The sequence below is a fragment of the Oceanococcus sp. HetDA_MAG_MS8 genome (assembly GCA_019192445.1).
Lineage (GTDB): Bacteria > Pseudomonadota > Gammaproteobacteria > Nevskiales > Oceanococcaceae > MS8.
Genome location: JAHCMK010000007.1, coordinates 56,771 through 74,912, shown reverse-complemented (window position 1 = coordinate 74,912; position 18,142 = coordinate 56,771). Strand labels below are relative to the sequence as shown.

The 18,142-nt window shown below is 58.5% G+C and carries 14 protein-coding genes and 1 tRNA gene; 2 read left to right on the top strand and 13 right to left on the bottom strand.

The window, feature by feature from the left end; genetic code table 11:
* The first annotated feature begins 22 nt into the window (after nt 1-22).
* Nucleotides 23-997: a LysR family transcriptional regulator gene (locus KI787_12500; GenBank protein MBV6630773.1), complete on the top strand. Its 975-nt coding sequence runs from the start codon at nt 23-25 to the stop codon at nt 995-997.
* Here KI787_12500 and KI787_12495 read toward each other — a convergent pair.
* Complete coding sequence (locus KI787_12495) at nt 994-2,028, bottom strand: CoA transferase (GenBank protein MBV6630772.1); 1,035 nt, start codon at nt 2,026-2,028, stop codon at nt 994-996. The genes KI787_12500 and KI787_12495 overlap by 4 nt on opposite strands.
* 542 nt (nt 2,029-2,570) lie before the next feature.
* On the opposite strand from KI787_12495, the gene KI787_12490 reads away from it, so the two are divergent.
* Nucleotides 2,571-5,564, top strand: a complete 2,994-nt coding sequence (locus KI787_12490; GenBank protein ID MBV6630771.1) for a S8 family serine peptidase — start codon at nt 2,571-2,573, stop codon at nt 5,562-5,564.
* 120 nt (nt 5,565-5,684) lie between these two features.
* Here the strand turns inward: KI787_12490 and KI787_12485 are convergent.
* The 12 genes from KI787_12485 to murJ all read right to left on the bottom strand — a co-directional run bounded on the left by KI787_12485 (nt 5,685) and on the right by murJ (nt 18,064).
* Nucleotides 5,685-5,760 (bottom strand) — tRNA-Thr (locus tag KI787_12485).
* A 59-nt stretch (nt 5,761-5,819) separates the two neighbouring features.
* Nucleotides 5,820-6,260, bottom strand: coding sequence for a type IV pilin protein (locus KI787_12480; GenBank protein ID MBV6630770.1), 441 nt, complete (start codon nt 6,258-6,260; stop codon nt 5,820-5,822).
* Nucleotides 6,248-10,528: a VWA domain-containing protein gene (locus tag KI787_12475; protein ID MBV6630769.1), complete on the bottom strand. Its 4,281-nt coding sequence runs from the start codon at nt 10,526-10,528 to the stop codon at nt 6,248-6,250. Before KI787_12475 ends, KI787_12480 begins: the two co-directional genes overlap by 13 nt.
* A gap of 17 nt (nt 10,529-10,545) precedes the next feature.
* Nucleotides 10,546-11,055, bottom strand: a complete 510-nt coding sequence (locus KI787_12470) for a hypothetical protein (GenBank protein MBV6630768.1) — start codon at nt 11,053-11,055, stop codon at nt 10,546-10,548.
* Nucleotides 11,052-11,858: a PilW family protein gene (locus KI787_12465; GenBank protein MBV6630767.1), complete on the bottom strand. Its 807-nt coding sequence runs from the start codon at nt 11,856-11,858 to the stop codon at nt 11,052-11,054. Before KI787_12465 ends, KI787_12470 begins: the two co-directional genes overlap by 4 nt.
* Entirely contained in the window at nt 11,855-12,496 is a 642-nt protein-coding gene (pilV, locus tag KI787_12460) for a type IV pilus modification protein PilV (protein MBV6630766.1), read from the bottom strand. The genes KI787_12465 and pilV overlap by 4 nt, the downstream gene beginning before the upstream one ends.
* Nucleotides 12,484-13,059 carry a GspH/FimT family pseudopilin gene (locus KI787_12455; GenBank protein ID MBV6630765.1) on the bottom strand — a complete coding sequence of 192 codons (576 nt, stop codon included), beginning with the start codon at nt 13,057-13,059 and terminating at the stop codon, nt 12,484-12,486. The genes pilV and KI787_12455 overlap by 13 nt, the downstream gene beginning before the upstream one ends.
* An 81-nt stretch (nt 13,060-13,140) precedes the next feature.
* Complete coding sequence (locus tag KI787_12450) at nt 13,141-14,154, bottom strand: FAD-binding oxidoreductase (GenBank protein ID MBV6630764.1); 1,014 nt, start codon at nt 14,152-14,154, stop codon at nt 13,141-13,143.
* Nucleotides 14,151-15,092, bottom strand: coding sequence for a 4-hydroxy-3-methylbut-2-enyl diphosphate reductase (ispH, locus tag KI787_12445; protein MBV6630763.1), 942 nt, complete (start codon nt 15,090-15,092; stop codon nt 14,151-14,153). Before ispH ends, KI787_12450 begins: the two co-directional genes overlap by 4 nt.
* Nucleotides 15,089-15,631 (bottom strand): signal peptidase II, encoded by a 543-nt coding sequence (lspA, locus tag KI787_12440; GenBank protein ID MBV6630762.1) that lies wholly within the window; start codon nt 15,629-15,631, stop codon nt 15,089-15,091. Before lspA ends, ispH begins: the two co-directional genes overlap by 4 nt.
* On the bottom strand, nt 15,582-16,508 hold the full coding sequence (locus KI787_12435) for a bifunctional riboflavin kinase/FAD synthetase (protein MBV6630761.1): 927 nt from the start codon (nt 16,506-16,508) through the stop codon (nt 15,582-15,584). The genes lspA and KI787_12435 overlap by 50 nt, the downstream gene beginning before the upstream one ends.
* Nucleotides 16,508-18,064, bottom strand: coding sequence for a murein biosynthesis integral membrane protein MurJ (gene murJ, locus KI787_12430; GenBank protein ID MBV6630760.1), 1,557 nt, complete (start codon nt 18,062-18,064; stop codon nt 16,508-16,510). The genes KI787_12435 and murJ overlap by 1 nt, the downstream gene beginning before the upstream one ends.
* Between the last annotated feature and the right edge of the window lie 78 nt (nt 18,065-18,142).

Genomic DNA, 18,142 nt, shown 5'->3' with positions numbered 1-18,142 from the left:
CGTCCTGTCAATAAATACACATATGCGCAAACTGGATGTGCACACACGCACAGGCGGGCTGGACTGGGATGAGTTGAGAACGGTGTTGGCCGTCCACCGCCATCGCAGCGTGGCAGCCGCCGCGCGAAGCCTGCAGCTCCAACATTCCACATTGCTGCGGCGTTTGGACAAGCTGGAAACGCGCCTACAAATGCGCTTGTTTATTCGTGCTACACAGGGCTATCGCTGCAATGAGCAGGGCTTGATTCTGGCCCAAGCGGCCGCGGAGATAGAGGATTTGGTCCTGGCCGCCGAACGCCAGCTACTTGGCCAGGATGACCGCATCGCCGGGGTGCTCAGACTGACCACCAGCGAAATCCTAGCGACGGTACTGCTGCCTCGTTTATTACCGGACTTCCAGCGCGCCTTTCCCCAGGTGAAGCTCGATATTGACGTCACCAACGCGGCGCAGGATCTAGAGCGGCGGCAATCTGATCTGGCCATTCGCGCTACCCGCGCGCCACCGGACAACCTCGTCGGTCGGAGGGTGGGCAACACACCATCGGCCCTTTACGCCCATCATTCGCTGCTCCCCGCCCTAGAAAAAACGCCGGCCGAGCGTTGGCCATGGCTGGGCTATACCGGCGAATTGGCCCATGGCTTGCAAGCCCGCTGGCTGGCACAACATCTACCCCAGCGCAATGTGGTGTCACGATTTGGTTCAGCCATGGCATTACAAGCAGCCACGCTGGCCGGCGCTGGTGTGGCCTTACTGCCTTGCCTGAATGTGCCTGCTACCGCGCCCGTTCTCAGAGTGGCCGAGGTCCCCAGCTTCCCAAGCGTTGGTATATGGCTACTCAACCATCGTGACACCCGCGGCAATGCCCGCATTCGCAGCTGTAAACAATGGTTAGTCGAGCACCTGCCCCAACAACTTGAGCAACTCGAGAACCAGCATCCGCCGGCCCAGGCACAGTTTGATGGCCAGCAGCTTATTCGCGAACCAAGGCCGAACTAGCCAAAGCGAATCGGCAAATGAATTTGGGGCTTGGCCACTTCCCCACCCAGCACACCGCGGGCCCTTAGGTGCGGGTCATGCAGGCTTTCGCTAGGCGTAAGAACGGGAGATGCACAGCAATCGGCCGGGCCTAAGATTTCCATCCACTGATCGCGCGTCTTTGTTTGCAGCAACTCAGAAACCTCATCAGCAATTTTCTGTGCTGGCGCACCAGGTGCGAGCGGCGCCCTAGCCAGATCATCCCGGCCAACCGCAGCACAGAAACGCTGCCAGAATTTGTGTTCTAGCGCGCCCAAAGCCAAGAACTTGCCATCGCCACAGCGGTACACCCGGTAATTGGGCAGCCCACCAGTGAGCATGTCTTGTCCGCGAGGAGGATCATCTTTACGGGCAGCCATGCTGGCAAACTGCACCACCTGCAGTGCAGCGGTGCAATCGGTCATAGAAATGTCCACCAATCGTCCCTGACCACTTTGCCGAGCACTGAGCACCGCCGCCAGAATGCCGATGGTGGCGCTCTGCGCTCCACCAGCCAAATCGGCAATTTGGAAGGAGATGGGCGTGGGCTCGCGATCAGAGTGCCCGGTTTGTTCTAGCAAACCCGAGTAACCGCAGTAGTTCAAGTCATGGCCGGCGTGATCTGCGTAGGGGCCGTCTTGCCCGTAACCGGTGATGGCACAGTAGACGATGGCGGCATTGTGCTCGCGAATTGCGTGGTAGCCCACACCTAATTTATCGAGCACGCCCGGCCTGAAACCCTCTACGACGACATCCGCCTGCGGAACCATTTCGGTGAGAAAACGCTGGCGGTCGGCTTCCTGTTTGAAATCCAGCTTGGTGCCCTGAACCTTGTTGTGATTCAGCAGCTCGAACATCGCCGGATTCAAACTGCGGGTGTAATCTCCCAAAACCGGGTCTTCAATTTTGATGACCTCTGCGCCCATTTCAGCCAACTGCCAAGTGCAATAGGGGCCGGGCAACAGCCGGGTAAGGTCGAGAATGCGTAAGCCGGAAAGGGGCTTGTCTGTCATGGCGCTTCGTCCCTGAAGTGTGTCTCCGAAAGTGCCAAAGAGTACTGCAAATCCACATAGCAAGCTGCGTGGCCGAGGCTACGAGCGTCTGTTGGCCCGGCCTCGAACTGTTGCGTCAGCCGACCGACCCCACCCGCGTGGGGAGCGCCAGAGCAAACTTGGGCTGACATCGCCGACTGAGCCTCTTGCCAGTCCCAAGACCAAGCTTCAGAGTTCCATTTGAAGGCAACCTTCACCAGCCCAGTAAATCGCAGGTAGGCCTCAGGGCGGCAAGCTCAGGTCTCACCGGGTCTACGCAGAATTACATTGACGGTTCTATCGATACAGATTGCTCTTAGGCGGAATATCAATCACTTAGAGCCATGTGAGTGCCGAAGATGGTCATCATGCGGGCGGCCGCATTTGACTTAGGGCAAGGTTTTTGCTGACTCTAAGTGCTTGGGTGAGCACCCCTGCGGCATAGGTCGTAGGCGCTGATTCCAGGAGAAACCTTGCAAATGCCCTGCTGCGCCTAAGAGCGCCTGCGGCCGGAGAACAATTCAATGATGAGACCAACTGCGCGTATTCGTGCGGCGGCTGCTATAGCGTGCCTGACCTTCTGTGGGTCGGCGCTGGCTAACCTTGGCAGCACGCTTGATGCAGACGATTTGATGGGCAGCACCCTTGCTGCCACCCAACCCCTCGTTGCCGATGCTGGCGCCAGCCCCGATGTGAATAATGGCTTTGTGGTCCTCAAGGGCAGCGGCTGGGGCGGCGCCGCTCCTTATCGCTTCCAGTGGACCGTGGACGGCCAAACGATCACTGGAGCAGATACCGCATTTGCTAGGCTCAAAGTGCGGGACTGGGCGCCGGGCCGCTACCAAGCTCAACTGATGCTCACCGACCGTTTCGGTGTGAGCAGCACCGATACCGTGTCCTTTGTTGTCGGGGGCAGCGACCGCCCCGTGGCACAAGCCGGCGGTACTTACGAGTTTCGCAGCACCGACACGCAAGTGTTAAGCGGCACCATTTCCGGCGGTACGCCGCCCTTCGCCACCGGCTGGGACTTGGACTTGGACGGCGAAGTGGATGCCCGCGGCCAAAGCATTCAGACCGAGTTGCCTGTGGGTCACCACTTGGTACGCTTTCTGGTGACCGATGCCCAGGGCCTGGAATCCCAGCAAATGACATCGGTCTACGTCGGCAGCAAAGACCAAGTGGCCGATATGGCCATTCCGCTGGCGATCATTGGTATTTCTGACTCGGGGATTAACCCTTACCACTCGGAGTTCTCCGCCGAAAGTTATCCAGACCCGCGGGTTCTGGAGCTGACCCAGAACTTCACCCGCCACCCGTGTGAATACATTAGCGACTACCCCTGCAGCTCCATCGCTCTGCCGATCACGCTCAACGGCGAGTACTACCCGGAACAGGACATGGATCTGTTCTTCTTCGATGGTTCCTCGGCGGTGCCCATGGCGCAGCCCGGAATGCTACATTGGATCCCCGGCACGAAGATTATTGGTGCCTTGACCTTTGATGGCTACGATGCAGCTCCTTCAGATCTCATCTTGGACAACAATGGGCACGGTACGGGCTCGGCCAGTGTGTCGACGGGCAACCGCTACGGTTATTGCCCTTCCTGTCTGATCTACAGCATTGATGAACTGCGCGATGAAGAGGTCTATGGACTGCCCTTCGCGGAGATCACCTCACATAGCCATGGCTATGTCGGCAGTGCTCCACTGGGCGTACTCTTTTTGGATCCAATCTCCGACGCCCCGCCGTCGAAAGAAGCGGCTGAGCGTGGTGTGACCATCTTGTTCTCAGCTGGTAATGGTGTGGGCAATGCCTTTGCTGTTACCAACAACACCTACGGCTCCGATCAAACCGGCCCCTCCTGGACCATTAACGTGGGCGCTCTGCGCCGCGATACCTCCGGCGCCATTATTGGTGAAGGCACGCCCGCACAAATCTCCTCTTGGGGTGATGGCTTCCTCCCTTCGGCCTGCCGCACCGGTCTGTACGGCACATGCGCCTTCGGGGGCACCTCTGCTGCTTCGCCCTACACCGCTGGTGTGTTCGGCTGGGTACTGCGAGAAGTTCGTGCAGCTTTGGGCGACTACCGCACGGGCACGCGCCCTGGACAGGTTATCGCCGAAGGTCGTGCCATTCCAAACAGCCCTTATTTGGCCGATGGCAAGCTGACCCGACGCGAGCTTCGGGCCGCTGTGCTTAAGACTGCGGCACCGCTGAATGCGGATCTGTCTTTGTTCCCCTACCCGGCCAACCTCAATGCCGAAGGTCGCTTCGCCCTGGAGGGCTATGGAGCGGCAACTCCTAATGCTGGCCAGCGGGCTTTGGCCGTGCTGCTGGGCGATATGGAGATGCCGAACCGCGACGACGCGGACAGCTTCTTCGCCCAGGATTGTGAACTCCGCGACGCCCTGTACGGCAGCTACGACCGTGACGGTGACGGCAACGAAGACACCTGCGCAGCTGACATTGCCAACGCGGCTGAGTTCAAAGGCGCTGGCCCGCTGAGCAACCAAGCTCCGTTCAAGACTTTCCCGAACAAGAATGCTCCCATCGATCTACAGATGGCGGTAGCCCCCGTGCTGCGTTACGAGTTACACCGTCGGGAGAAAAGTGAGCCTTACCGCAGCGCCGAAAGTTGTGGCCTGCCACAAACGGCGACTGAAGGCGACCATGAGCAATTCATGTCGCTCACGCCAAACCTGCCTGGCGACTTGGAGCCCTGCTTTGACTCGCGCGTCACCAGTACCGTAGCCGGCTTCCGCCCCAAAGGTATCTTCCATGCGGATGCTCCTTTGACCGGCGCGCTGCCCACCGGTTCGGCCATCGACGCCAAGGTCTATGTGCAAGGCGCTACACCCGGCCCCATGACCTTGACTGCGGTGCTGAGTGCCAACGACCGCGTTATTGCACGCTCACAGCCGGTTATTCAGGCGGTGACGCCGGCCACCTGGACGGAGTACAGCTTCAACTTTGACACCTTCCTGCCGGCCTTCACCGGAGAAACCCTGGGTGTGCACTTCCAGCTCACCGGCCAGGTGGAATGGGCCTATGGCTTTGAAGGCGCACACGCCTCGCGTCTGACCATCACCCCTGCAGCACCACAGGCGGGCGAGTTGGTCTTTGGGGCCACCGTGGATACGCTGGGCGCAGTCGCCGAGGGAACGCGCGTTGGCGGTCAGGTCTTTGTCCCTGACATGGGTCTGGATGATGACTTGGGCAACGCTGGCTTCGCGCCGGTGTCTGTGCAGGTTGAGGTGTCCGCGAGCGCTGATTTCAGCAACTCTCAGTGGGCTTCGGTGGATACCCGCACCGGTCGCTACCTCGCCACCCTGCCTGCTGGAGTGAGCACAGCGTTTGTGCGCGTGCACCGCAATGGAACGCTGTCCAAGGTGAGCCAGTCTGGCACTGGTGGCGAAGCAGATGCTCGCCTGCTGGGCACTGGTGGCCGAGGCGGTAGCCTGGGCCTGGGCTTGGTGCTCTGCATGTTGCTGCTGGGCTGTCGCCGTCAGCTGCGCTAACGCTGTCACACCAAGAAAAAGCCGGCCCATCAGGCCGGCTTTTTTATGCATGTCAGAGAACTGAAGAATACTGACGCATAAAAAAAGCCCTCTCCAAAGGAGAGGGCTTTGATTTGATACTGGTGCCGGTGAAGAGATTTGAACTCCCGACCCACGCATTACGAATGCGTTGCTCTACCGACTGAGCTACACCGGCCAAGCCCGCAATTATAGCGGCAGCAACCAGCGAAACTCAACGCACCGTGGTGCGTAGAGCTAATTGCGCCAGCAATCTTCCACGTCGGCACTGCCCCTAACACCGCGCGCGCCAGAGCGGGTCAACGTTAGGGCGCCACAATCATCTTTTTTTGCCTGCACACCTTTGGGCGTGGCGACCACGGTGAACCCACGTGCATCGGCATTTTCAATACTTAGCAAGTAGTGAGTTTCGTCGCCATCCACTGGAGACTTGCCGGGGTGGATCTCGTCTGCGTCCACTCCAGTGAAGGTTCGATTGGTCACGTGATAACGCTCTAGCGCGTTGGCTAAGCCCATGAGCGCCCCCTGGGCGTCACCGCGTCGCACATTCACCACATGATCCTGGTAAGCCGGCACAGCCACCGCCATCACGATGCCGGCAATGGTCACCACAATCATGAGCTCAATCAAACTGAACCCGGTCTGGAAGCGACGCTTAGTGCGAATTAGTTGTTCCATGGCTCAACCTCCTCCCAGAAGGTCTTCTCGGCGCGGACCTGGGTCGGCAACTCAAAGCTTTCAGGCCCCACAAAAACGATGGGGTTCACGGGCTGTTCTCCAGAATCAGGGAACAAAATCACCGGGTTGGGCGGAATACCGCCGTGCGCCAGCTCCTTGTCCCGATCCCCCGTGGTCAGATCGCCGCCGGAGTCATTGAGGTCTGCAGCGGCCGTAAGGCCAATCACATCCATAAAGTACAGCCTGGAAATGCCCTCCCCGGCAGTACACACGTTGGCATTGGCTGATGGTGGCTGGAAGCTGCCGAACAATACGCGATTGTCGAAGGTGCGCGATACCGTCAGTACCTTTTCGCCGGCTCGCATATCAATATAGGCTCCACGCTTTGAGAACAGTTCCTGGATCGCCGCCTCGCGCTCACTGTTGCTCGCACTTTGCAGATCATTCGCCGTGGCGTCATATAACTGCGCGTCCGGATCATCGATAACCCCCTTGCTAAAGAAGCTGCGGCCAGCAACCGTAGTATCTGGATCGAACAGCACATAGAACCGATCTTGGGTGGATGTCTCCAGAGGCCCGGCCCTAAAGCCGCTACCAATCGACACCGTCAACAAAGGCTCTACTGTGCCGGGCTGCACAAAGGCCACGTCTGGCTGATTGTAGAAGCGGCGATTGCCCACAATAGAGTTATCCTCGCCTAAGTCGGCCATAAGTCCACCCGTGGCAAAGTTGCCAGCACCCGAATTGCCGGGGTTGACGTCAAAGCGGAACAACTTGGCGTTGGTGTCGGCAATGTAGAAGCGGTCCATGAGGCCGTCGTCGTCTAAGTCGATGGCGGCTGGCGCAGCTGGCACGCTGGCTTGCATGTCGGCAACGGCCAAGCTTGGACCAAACTCAGGATTACCGGCGGACCATAGCAGTGCTCCATCACTGGCGCGGACCAGGAAAACGCCGCGCCCGACGGCATCGCTGCGCCGGACAGAGTTGCGCGCATCCTGGTTTTCGTCATATCCGGCACCGAAGAGCAAGGCGGTTTCCACGGCTCCACCAAACTGCACGCGGACGGGAATCGGTGTGGACCAGGTTTGACCTAACTCGTCAAAGCCCGGTGTAGAGCCTCCTTTGATCTGCCACAGCACGCGTGGTGCATCTCGGTTGCTCACATCCAAGGCATAGTAGCTAGTACCGCCACGGCGCATACCCGCCACAACGGTGATTTTCCGTGATGGTGTATTCGGGCTCTCGACTACGGCGACCAAGGGGCCGTCCATGCCGTAGGGACGACTGGCCCAGGTGCCTGTGTTCTCCTGCAGTGTGGTGAGGTTGGGCAGCAGCTCTTTGGGAATAAAGGAGAAGATCTCGCTGCCATCACGCCCGTCGATGGCATGAATAAAGCCTTCGTTGGTCCCCATGTAAATCGTGATATCCGGGTTGATCTGATCCTCGGAATACGTCACCAAGACAGGCTCAGAATGTAGAGGATCACCAATGACATGGCGCAGATCGGTGTCGTCTCCGTCAGCGTCATCATCATTCACATCAATACCGCGGGCCCAATTCAGCACTTCGGCCCGGCGCTCGTCTGGCTCACCCACTAAATCCAGAACCTCTTTGCTAATGGCGTCGTTACCAACGTCTACGGCATTGCCACTCGCTGTGAGGTTGCTGCCAGAAATATTGGTGTACAACCGGCGCTGACCGGGGGCGACGATTTCCGCCTCGGCGCCACCTTTATCAATATTTCCGCCGTCGGCCTGTCCACTGTCGTTCCAGAAACTAAACGCACTGTCGAAAAAGAAGCCAGTGTTGGGATCTACAGCCGCATTCTCGTTCTTGTCCACAATTTGGCCGGGGTTGGCCCGCAAACGGAAACGTTTGAGGTTGCCTTGCCAGTGTGGGTCCACGTCCGGACGGAACAAGGCAAAGTAAAGCTGATCGAGGTGTGACAATCGATTGTAGGTATTGATGGTCACAGCCGGCGCCACAAAGGTGGTGTTCTTATCCAAAATTTCGGCAATGATTTCCCGGAAACGTTCTGCCAAATCTTCGGCATTGGAGGCCGGGCTGAAGGTGCCGTTGCCTGCGGCGGCAATCTCTTCTAAGTATTCTCGGGTGTTGAAGTTGGCAAAACCGATGGTATAGGTGTTCACCGACTGCAGGCCTTCCAATCCGGAGGCTTGATCGCCTGTGGCCAGGAAGCGGGCTAGCTCCGGTGCACAGTCACTGCCCGAACAGGTGCCGCCCGCCAAACGGCGTACCAATTGCCGATTGGTGTCGTTGTTGGGAAAGCCATCGGTCAACAAAACGATGTTATTGCTAGAGCACTCATCAACGATTGGCGAGATGTACTGCGGGTTACCCGATATCGATTGGAATCGGCAGTCCGAGTCGTTGGGGTCCTGAGGATTACAACCATCTGGATCTTCCTGCTGGCCGCCGGTGTAGGTTGCGCAGTGGCTTACACGCATATACCGGCCGCTGCTGGTGATGTCGTCTTGGCCGCCGCTAGTTCCATCGCCGTTACTATTGTCGTTCAGGAACTGGCCACTACCGCGAGTGCGTCCGAAGAAAACCTCATCGCCACGGTAGTAATGTGCAGCCTCCGTCAGTACCTCGGTCACCGGCGTGAAACCCGTGGCCGTGAGGTCGTTGACCAATTCTTTCAGACGAGTGCGGACCGTCTTAATCTCCAGCGTGCCTTGTGCCCGGTACCGCAAACGGGGCGCCTTGGAGTTAGATCCGTCCACAGAGAACGCGCGCCGAGTGCCTGAACCCTCGATGAAAAACACCACCGAGTTACCAGGCTGCCAATCCGGTCGGTTAACAACGGCCTGAAGTAAGGCGGAGATATCTGGGCTGTCGTAAGTCCCATTCCGGTTGGTCCAATTCTCCGGATTCCAACTGACGCTCCCTGGCGCGCGTCCGGCATATCGATCGCTGATCGAATCGCGCGAGCTGCTAAACCCAGACGCGTCCCCAGTGTTCTCCGCCGTAATACGCAAACTGGAGTTGCCACTGGAGCGGTTCTTCGCCGTGAATGTCAGCACGGCTTCAGAGACCGTCCCGCCTTGTGGAATCTGGATATCGTTGAAGCGCAGCCCCACTAGCTGCTCGCGGCGGCCATCCCGGCCTAGTTCCAAGTCATTACTCGACAGCAGGACCTGGCCGTTATTCAATCTTTCCTCAGCATCATCGGCGCGCACATCGACTGCGGTCACCGCCTCGGTCAGGCTACAGCCGTTGGCTGATCCCGGTAAGAAACGGTTGTAGCCAATCCTCAAGGTAGGCGCGACATCGGAATTGGTGAGGCCAGCCAAAAATTGCCGCACACTGGATGTGTCGCCGCGCGGCCGTAAGACCAAGGTCAATGCATTGCTGCCGCACCAATCAGAACGACTGACCACCTCTTGAATAACCGGCGCAAGGTCTGGCGTCGTCTGCGATGTTCCACCGCCGGTGACACCTAATATTTCGGTAAACGGGTCTAACCAATCACCGACTTCGTCTGCAGGCCAAATCACCTCCTCCGTGGTGAGGTCACGCGACAAAATATTGGTCCCTGAAGTGAGGACCGCAGAATCGCCCGCATCCTCAGCTTGGATGCTAAAGGTTGCGGTACCCGCATTGATGGCTCCTGGCATCAGCTCCAATACGGCATTTTCAATGGTTGCCCCTTGAGGAATGGCGATATTGGGAAAGCGCAAGGCAACCGTCATGTTTGCTAAGTCGTCATCCCCCAGCCCCACTAGACTAAGCACGCCTTGCCCACGGCCCATGCTGAGAGTCTCGACATTGGCTTGCGATGTAAAAGTGCCGAGCAGGTTTAAAACATTGAGCCGCACATCCTGCAGGTTATTGGTCGCCAGATTTGTGGTGTAGAGAATGTTGCCGTCTACACCCTCCAAAGCGCAGCTGGCTTCGATGGCCTCGGCGTTGGAGTCAATGGGCGCAACGGGAAACAGCACCGGCCCGCCCTCATCATCCGACAAGCGCATCAACCCCACATTCGCATTTTGGTTGATTTCGTCCAGAACCAAATTCAGGGCTTCTTTGACGCGCTCTAGGCGAGTCTCGCCGGTACCGTCGGTGCTGCCCATGGAGCCCGAGGTATCCATGATGAACAGGATGTTAGGTCGGGCTGTTTCGGTGGTGAGATTGTCGACCTGAGGAAAAAACACCTCCGTGTCATCGGCTTGCAGGCTGAGAGTGCATGCACAAAGCGCAAGGGCTGTCAGGCGCGTAATCGACTGAGAAAAATGCTGATACATACTATGAACTCCAGCTGTTACTGCGGCGCAGCCTGACGGATACCCTGGCGGTGAAATGCTGCGGAGAGCGAGTCTTCAGGATTCAGTGCTGCACGCCCCTCGATGACGAAATAATGGAATATCAAGCCGCCGCTCCCGATGTTGATGGTTTGGCCGTCACCGCGACCTTGGCCTAAGTAGCGAATAGTGCTGCGCACATCCAAACCTTCAATCTCGCCCACTCCCCGTGTAGGCCAGGTTGGGTCTTCGACTTCAGAGGCCCGCATGGTGGTTGCCAGCAAAGGACCAGGCGCATCATCAGGCCGGGCCGACCGCCCCAAAACTTCGTTATAGGTCGACCGAATAGCACTTTCGGCGGCCGCGAAGGTAAGCGCTGCATACTCAGCATTGGTACTGATTTGCTGCTGCTGGGTGGTCATCTTGAGGGCGGACAGGGAAATCAAGGTGAGCACCAGCAACATGATGAGCCCGATGACCAGAGCAACACCTTGTTGTTGACGCAACTGAAGGGGGCGCAAAGCAATCATTGGGTACGGTTCCGAAGTTCTACAGTGGACTGAAAGACCTCGCGCAAACGTTGGTCATCAAAGGGGCCATGCATGGGTGCGTCGAGCACGGCATAGCGGCGATCACTGGCAGTGGTGCCGCGCATGGCGGCGCCCATGGCATCTTCCGACCGCAGCAGCACGGCATAGCGAATACTCACGATGTTCTCCCGCTGCAAGTTGGGGACATCACTGGCGCGCAGATATTGGTTAGGTTGACCATCGCCATCCACATCAACGCCGTACAGCAGCTGGAAATCTTCCACGCCCTCCACCACCGGCTGATTGTTGCCTGGTGTGGGTAGCCCATTCGCTCCAAGACCGACGCAGCGCAGGTTTGGTGGATTCTCGTCATCGAGAAAGAACTGGTCGCGCGCATACAGAGCGCCTTCCGCATCGACCATGCTTTGCGCACCATAATTGGTATTGTTGCCTAAGCAATTGGTATTCGAGCGATACATGACGGTGACCACATCGGGCCCGTTTCCGTTGGCGCCACCGTCGCGAGTAGCCGGCTCCCCACTGCCATCTGGGCGGAAGTCCACCGGCTGAAAATTATTGGTGGGCACGCGTTCCTGCGGGCGCCCAGCCTGACGCAGAGTACGCTCCAAGAAAAAGTCTGCGTAGCGGCCATTGTCCTGCAGCCTGGCCAGCGACTCCTGCACGGTGTAGGAGGCCTTACCTGACATAAAGACCTGAACCACTCCAAGCACTAACACCGACCCCAGCGCCATCGCAATGAGCAGTTCGGTGAGCGTTAAACCCTGCTGCGTTGACTCCCTCATGGCACCACCTGCAGCTGGACTTGACGGGTTTGCATCAATTTGTCTCCATCGCCGTCTTGGTCGGCGTTGGCATCACCATCAGACTCCAGTTCCTCCCAGCTCACGGTGACCTGATGAGCAGAGCCGGGCAAACAAGCACCACCGGCTCCAATGCAATCTACAGCCAGCGCGCCATCGGGGAGGGTGTCCTGAATTCCTCCCATGGTTTCGCCATTGGCCGCCGGGAAACCGCAGTACACGGTAAAAGCATCCCAAGCCACCAGTTCCGGAACATTACACATAGAAGCGGCGGTGCCATCGCCCATACGGTCGCAATTCAAGGGCGGCGCGGCGCAATTGATGTTGGCCGAACGAATACCGGCGTATAGGCTATTGCCACCGTTGACCTCTACATCGTTAATCGCAGAACGGTTGGCGTGCATACGCTCAACCATGTTTTCAGCCAAGCCAATAGCCTGCGTCCGCAGTAAGGCATCGCTGGCCGTGCGCACCCCAATCATTTGCAGCCCGGCGTAGCCTACAAAGCCTACGCTGAGAACCACCAGGGCCACTAGCACCTCGATTAGGCTGACCCCTCGTTGTTGGCTGTAGACCACATTGCTCTGAGGACTCGCCATTGGATTATTCACTCTGGACATGCGGTCCCTCCATCGCCATCCACGACCCGCACACGACCGACGATAGAGACAACGATCTCGCGCATACGGTTGGCATGGCGTGCTTCCCCTTTGCGGTCATCACATACGGAAAAGGTGCCGTTAAACCCTGGAGCCGTACCGATGGGAGCAAAGCGCACCATCGGGTCGAGGTTAGCGCCGGCCCCAATTTCAACTAATGCTGGCGCCGCCCCCCGCTGCTGCCACAAGGGCTCATTGGCTGCGTTAAAGGCGTTGTCACCGTTGAGGTCGCTAAACACGATCCAGCCATCCTCCCAGCGACCGTCCCCACCACAGGCTGGCGCTTGCGCCGTGGCATTCGCGCTACGACACACAATGCTCGGCGCACGCTGGCTGATAGCCATGGAGCGGGCTAAGGTCAGGCTGGATACCAACTCATTGGCAACCGTGACCAAGCGATTGTTTTGAATGAAATTCTGGAAGGACGGAACAGCCACGGTGGTGGTGATAGCCACCATGGCCATGACCACCAGAAGTTCAATCAATGTCAGGCCTTGATGCGCAGAGCGGCTGGCGGTGATCACGCAACATCACCTCGCAAGAAATGGAGCCTGCATCTTCTCGCCTGCTTGTACCTCCGCCAAGCATGTGGCGATAAACGGCAGTTATTCCTCGATAAGCGGTAGCGCTGCAGGCTCCGATGCTGCCCAGGCACTAACCTGCTCCGCCACCGCGGGGGCAATCGTCATTCCTAGTCGGTAGGCCCCGCTGGCCCAAGCCAGCCTGGACCCTGGCTCCAGCTGACCAATGAGGGGGCGCTGTCCCTGCGCGTAGCACGGGCGTAACCCCAACCATTGCCATTGCACATGACTTGGCCCGAGGTGCTCAGCAAATGACGACAGCCGCTGTTGTAGCCAGTCTTTGGCCACCTCGGTGACTTTGGCTGCATATCCCCGCTGTTCCAGGGTTGCGCCCAAGAGCACATCTCCGCTTGGCAAGGGCACCAAATACGCATCACCGTCCACGAGCATAGGACCCTGATACGGCGTCTGTGGCCGGAGATGCTGCATCTGCCCAGCCACAGGACTTAAGTCGCCTGCGTTGCGCATGGGCCAGGCTCCAGTCGCCATCACCACATGTGCCGCGCGCAGCCGACTGGAGGCCGTGAGTACCTCACCCTCATCCCTGAGCTCCAGCGCGCGCTCCGGCAGTATGTTCACTCCGGCCTCGCGCAAATTGCGACGCAAACAGCTCAATAGCTTGGGCGGGTCGATTCGCGCTGCATGCGCAACCCAAGCCCCCTCCACCGGCGCAATTTGACCGGGCCAAGACGGCGCCGCCCATTCTTCCCCCAACTCTAGCGCGTCCGGCTGCGCATCAAAGCGCAACAGCCCAGGGCGGACGAAGCCGCAGTCGGCCTGTGGGGCTTGCGTAAGGCTACTCAGAAAAGCGGGGTAAAGCGCTAAGGATTGCTGCACCCAGCGGCGGAAAGGACTATCTGCCGCCAGGGGCTCTAGGGGCCAAAGCACGCCAGCTGACGATGGCGTCGCGCTGGGGGCACCCATCGAAGCATCTACTACGCAAACGCGCAGACCGCGCTGCTGCGCTCGCCACGCCACACTCAGGCCTAGTACGCCACCGCCGATCACAATCAGATCGGCCGCTAAAGCCTGGGTCATGCAGGATCGCGCAATAGAGATGGCAGCGCAAAGGTAATGGTTTCCTCCACGCCTTCCCGTTCTTGGACGGTTTCTCCGCCAAGGGAGCGCAGGCGGTCGATCACCCGCTGCACCAAAATTTCAGGTGCCGAAGCTCCTGCCGTGACACCCACCTTATCGACGTTTTCTAGCCAACTGGGGTCGATGTCATCGGCCCCATCGATGAGGTAAGCCTGGGTGCCACAATTGCGGGCGAGTTCGGATAAGCGATTGGAGTTGCTGGAGTTTTTAGACCCCACCACCAACACCAAATCGCAATGACTTGCGAGCTCTCGCACCGCATCCTGACGGTTTTGTGTGGCGTAACAAATGTCGTCTTTGCGCGGCCCCTTGATCTGCGGAAAGTGCTGACGCAAGGCCTCAATCACCACGGCGGTGTCGTCCATAGACAGCGTGGTTTGGGTCACATAGGCCATGTGCTCGGGGCGCTGAGGTTGCAGCTTGGCCACGTCTTCCGGGCTTTCTACGAGATGGATGCGCCCCCCAAAGCTGTTATCAAACTGGCCCATGGTGCCTTCAACCTCGGGATGTCCGGCATGTCCAATCAGGACCACGTCCCGGCCCTCACGGGCATAACGCACCACTTCCACATGCACTTTAGTGACCAGCGGGCAGGTCGCGTCAATCACGGTGCAACCTCGTTCGCGCGCCTGCTCCCGCACGGCCTGACTCACGCCATGCGCGGAAAAAATGCAGATAGCGCCAGCGGGGATGTCGGCCACCTCTTCCACAAAAATGGCGCCCTTAGCTTTGAGGCCATCGACCACAAAGCGGTTATGCACCACTTCATGGCGTACATATACGGGTGGCGGCAACCGGTCTAAAGCGCGCTCCACGATTTCAATGGCGCGATCAACACCAGCGCAAAAACCGCGCGGATTTGCGAGCAAAATCTTCATACACGCGACCCCTGGCTACCACGTCGCCATTCCAGCAGCATGTCTACGACCAGGAAAAAGGCTCCAACTGAGATGGCCATATCGGCCACATTGAAGGCGGCAAAATGCCAATCGCCAATGTAGAAATCGATGAAGTCAACCACGTAGCCGTGCCGCACACGATCGATCACATTGCCCAAAGCACCGCCGATGATGAGGCAGAACGCCAATGCCACCAAGCGCTGACCAAAAGCGTTCCGACGCAGCCACACCATCATTCCCAAGGATACGGCCACCGCCAAGCTGACGAAAAACCAGGGTGGCAAGTTGGCAAAGGAGGAAAATGCGGCTCCGGTATTGCGCAAATGCGTGATATTGAGAAATGGCAACACCGGGATGCGCTCGTACCAATCCACCCCCAGATGCACCCACTGTTTGGTGACCTGATCCACAATCAGAATCACTAAGGAGAGCCATAAGCCGTAAACGTTGGAGAGACTGCGCACGCGATCAGGATTCAGCTGAGTGGGTTTGATGCCAGTGACGCGCCTGCTCCACATCCTGATGGATTTGAGCCTTGAGCGCGTCTAGCCCGGAAAAGCTCTGTTCGGCGCGTAGGTACGCGCCAAAGGTCACTTCGACCCTGGAATTGTACAGGTCACGGCCATCCCTCAGCAGGTGGACCTCTAGCAAGGGCGCTGCCCCGTCCACTGTGGGCCTACAACCGAAGTTCGCAATGGCAGGGGTACCATTCAACCACGCGCAATAGACCCCCCAACGCAAAGGCACCTCAAACCGAGTCACCACATTGGCCGTAGGTGTTCCTAACTGAGTCCCCAACTGGGCCCCGCGAACCACACGACCACGCACCGCGTAAGGGCGCCCCAATAAGCGATGAGCCAACAGAGCGTCTCCTTGGGCAAGCACAGAGCGAATTCGAGTGCTACTCACTCGATCGCCTTCAAGGCTAAAGGTCGGGGCACGCTCAAGGGCAAATGCCCCAGTCTCCGCATAGCGTGATAACAGCGCGAAATCTCCACGCCGCCCCTTACCAAAGCGCCAATCATCGCCAATTACCAAAGCTCTGGCCTTGAGGTCGGCACAGATCAAACGCTGCACGAAACTGTCCGCGTCGGTCGCTGCCAGGCGAGCATCAAAGGGCAAAACCACGACTTGCTCCGCTCCGACGTCCCGCAATGCCTGAAGCTTTTGCGCCAAGCTGTACAAGCGAGGCGGAGCCTGACGAGGACCGAAGTATTCGCGTGGCAGAGGCTCAAAAGTCACCACAGTCGAACGCAAATTGCGTTGCGCCGCCAGCACTGAAACCCGTTGTATCAGCTGTTGGTGCCCCCGATGGACGCCATCGAAATTCCCCAAGGTCAGCGCGGTTGGCTGTATATCCTCACGTAGGCGTCTCCACCCGGCAAACACCCGCATTACAAGGCCTCCCGGCTACGCAGATGATGCAGGCGCAAACCCAGCAGCAAACTCAACATCGCATAACTCAATAATCCCACAAGAATGAGCCCGGATAACCACAGCACCCGCGTCCACAGGCCCGTCTGCCACCAAAACTCTGACCCGGGTAGCGACGCCCACAGCAGCACCCCCATTCCCGCTCCCGCGACTAGCGGACGCCAAATCATAGCCCCGTGCACACTGGCTTTGAGACCTGCAGGCAGCTTACGCCACAACATCGTCGCATTCAGACAAGCCGCCACGGAGGTCCCCAGCGCCAACAACACATGCGCGTGCTCCCATTGATTGCGCAGCGCCCAGAGCACGGCCACCACGTTGAAAAGCATGCCAACGCTCAAAGCGATAATTCCAATACGCACCGGTGTTCGCGTGTCCTGGCGTGACGAATATGCGGGAAAAAGAACCTTCACCCCGCTAAAGCCCAACAGACCCAGGGCATAAGCGCGCAGTGCCGCCGAAGTCATGTGTGCATCGACTGCCGAAAACTCTCCATAGGCAAATAGTCCTACAACTAAGACCTCGGCCAGTACCGCCAAGGCAATCGCTGCAGGAACCACGATGAGAGCACTCCACTGCACGGCCCAGGCCAAGTGGCGCGCCGCCAGCGCATGGTTCTGCTGAGCATGGGCCCGCGCCAATCCGGGCAAGAGCACGGTGCTAATGGCAATGGCGAACACGCCTAAGGGAAGCTCCATCAGCCGATCTGCGTAGTACAGCCAACTCACGCTGCCAACGGCCAGTATCGAGGCGAGGATGCTGTCCAACAAAAGTGCCAACTGCGCAACACTGGACGCAAAAACGATCGGGGCCATCAAGCGCAAAATACGCCGAACCTTAGCATCGCGAGGACGCCATTGCGGCCAGGCCAGCAAGCCCATGCGATGAAGTGGTAGGGCTACCAGAATGAGCTGCGCCGCCCCAGCCGAAAACACGCCCCAAGCCAAAGCCATGATGGGCCGCTCCCAGGCGTATACCCCCCAGGCACCAAAGCCGATCAAACAAATGTTCAGCGCCACTGGTGCTAATGCTGGCCAAGCAAAGCGCTCCCAGGTCTGCAATACCGCGGACGCCAAGGCCACAAGCGAAATGAAGAGCAGATAAGGAAAGGTCAGCCGAAGTAACTCTGCCGCTAACTCCGCGCGCCCATCCTCAGCAGCAAACCCCGGCGCAAAGACGGCTATGACCCAGGGCGCAGCTGCGACCGCGAATATGCTGAGCACGGCGAGCACAGTGGCCAATAAGCCCAAGCTCCGCGCCACCAAACTGCGCACGCCCTCAGTTCCCTCCTCTTGCCGGGTCTGCGCCAGCACCGGTACGAAGGCTTGCGAAAAGGCCCCTTCGGCAAAGAGCCTGCGCAGGAAGTTGGGGATCTTGAACGCCACCAGGAAGGCATCCATAGCCGGTCCTGCACCGAACCACACCGCTAGCATCACATCACGGACAAAACCTAAAATCCGCGACAGCAAGGTGGCGGCACTGACAACAACAGTGGAACGAAGAAGGCTTTGGCGCACGAATATCCCGAGCGGAGTTTTACAGACATCTTGACACGTTCTAATTATCCCCTAGAATTCGAAGGCTTCATGAATGAT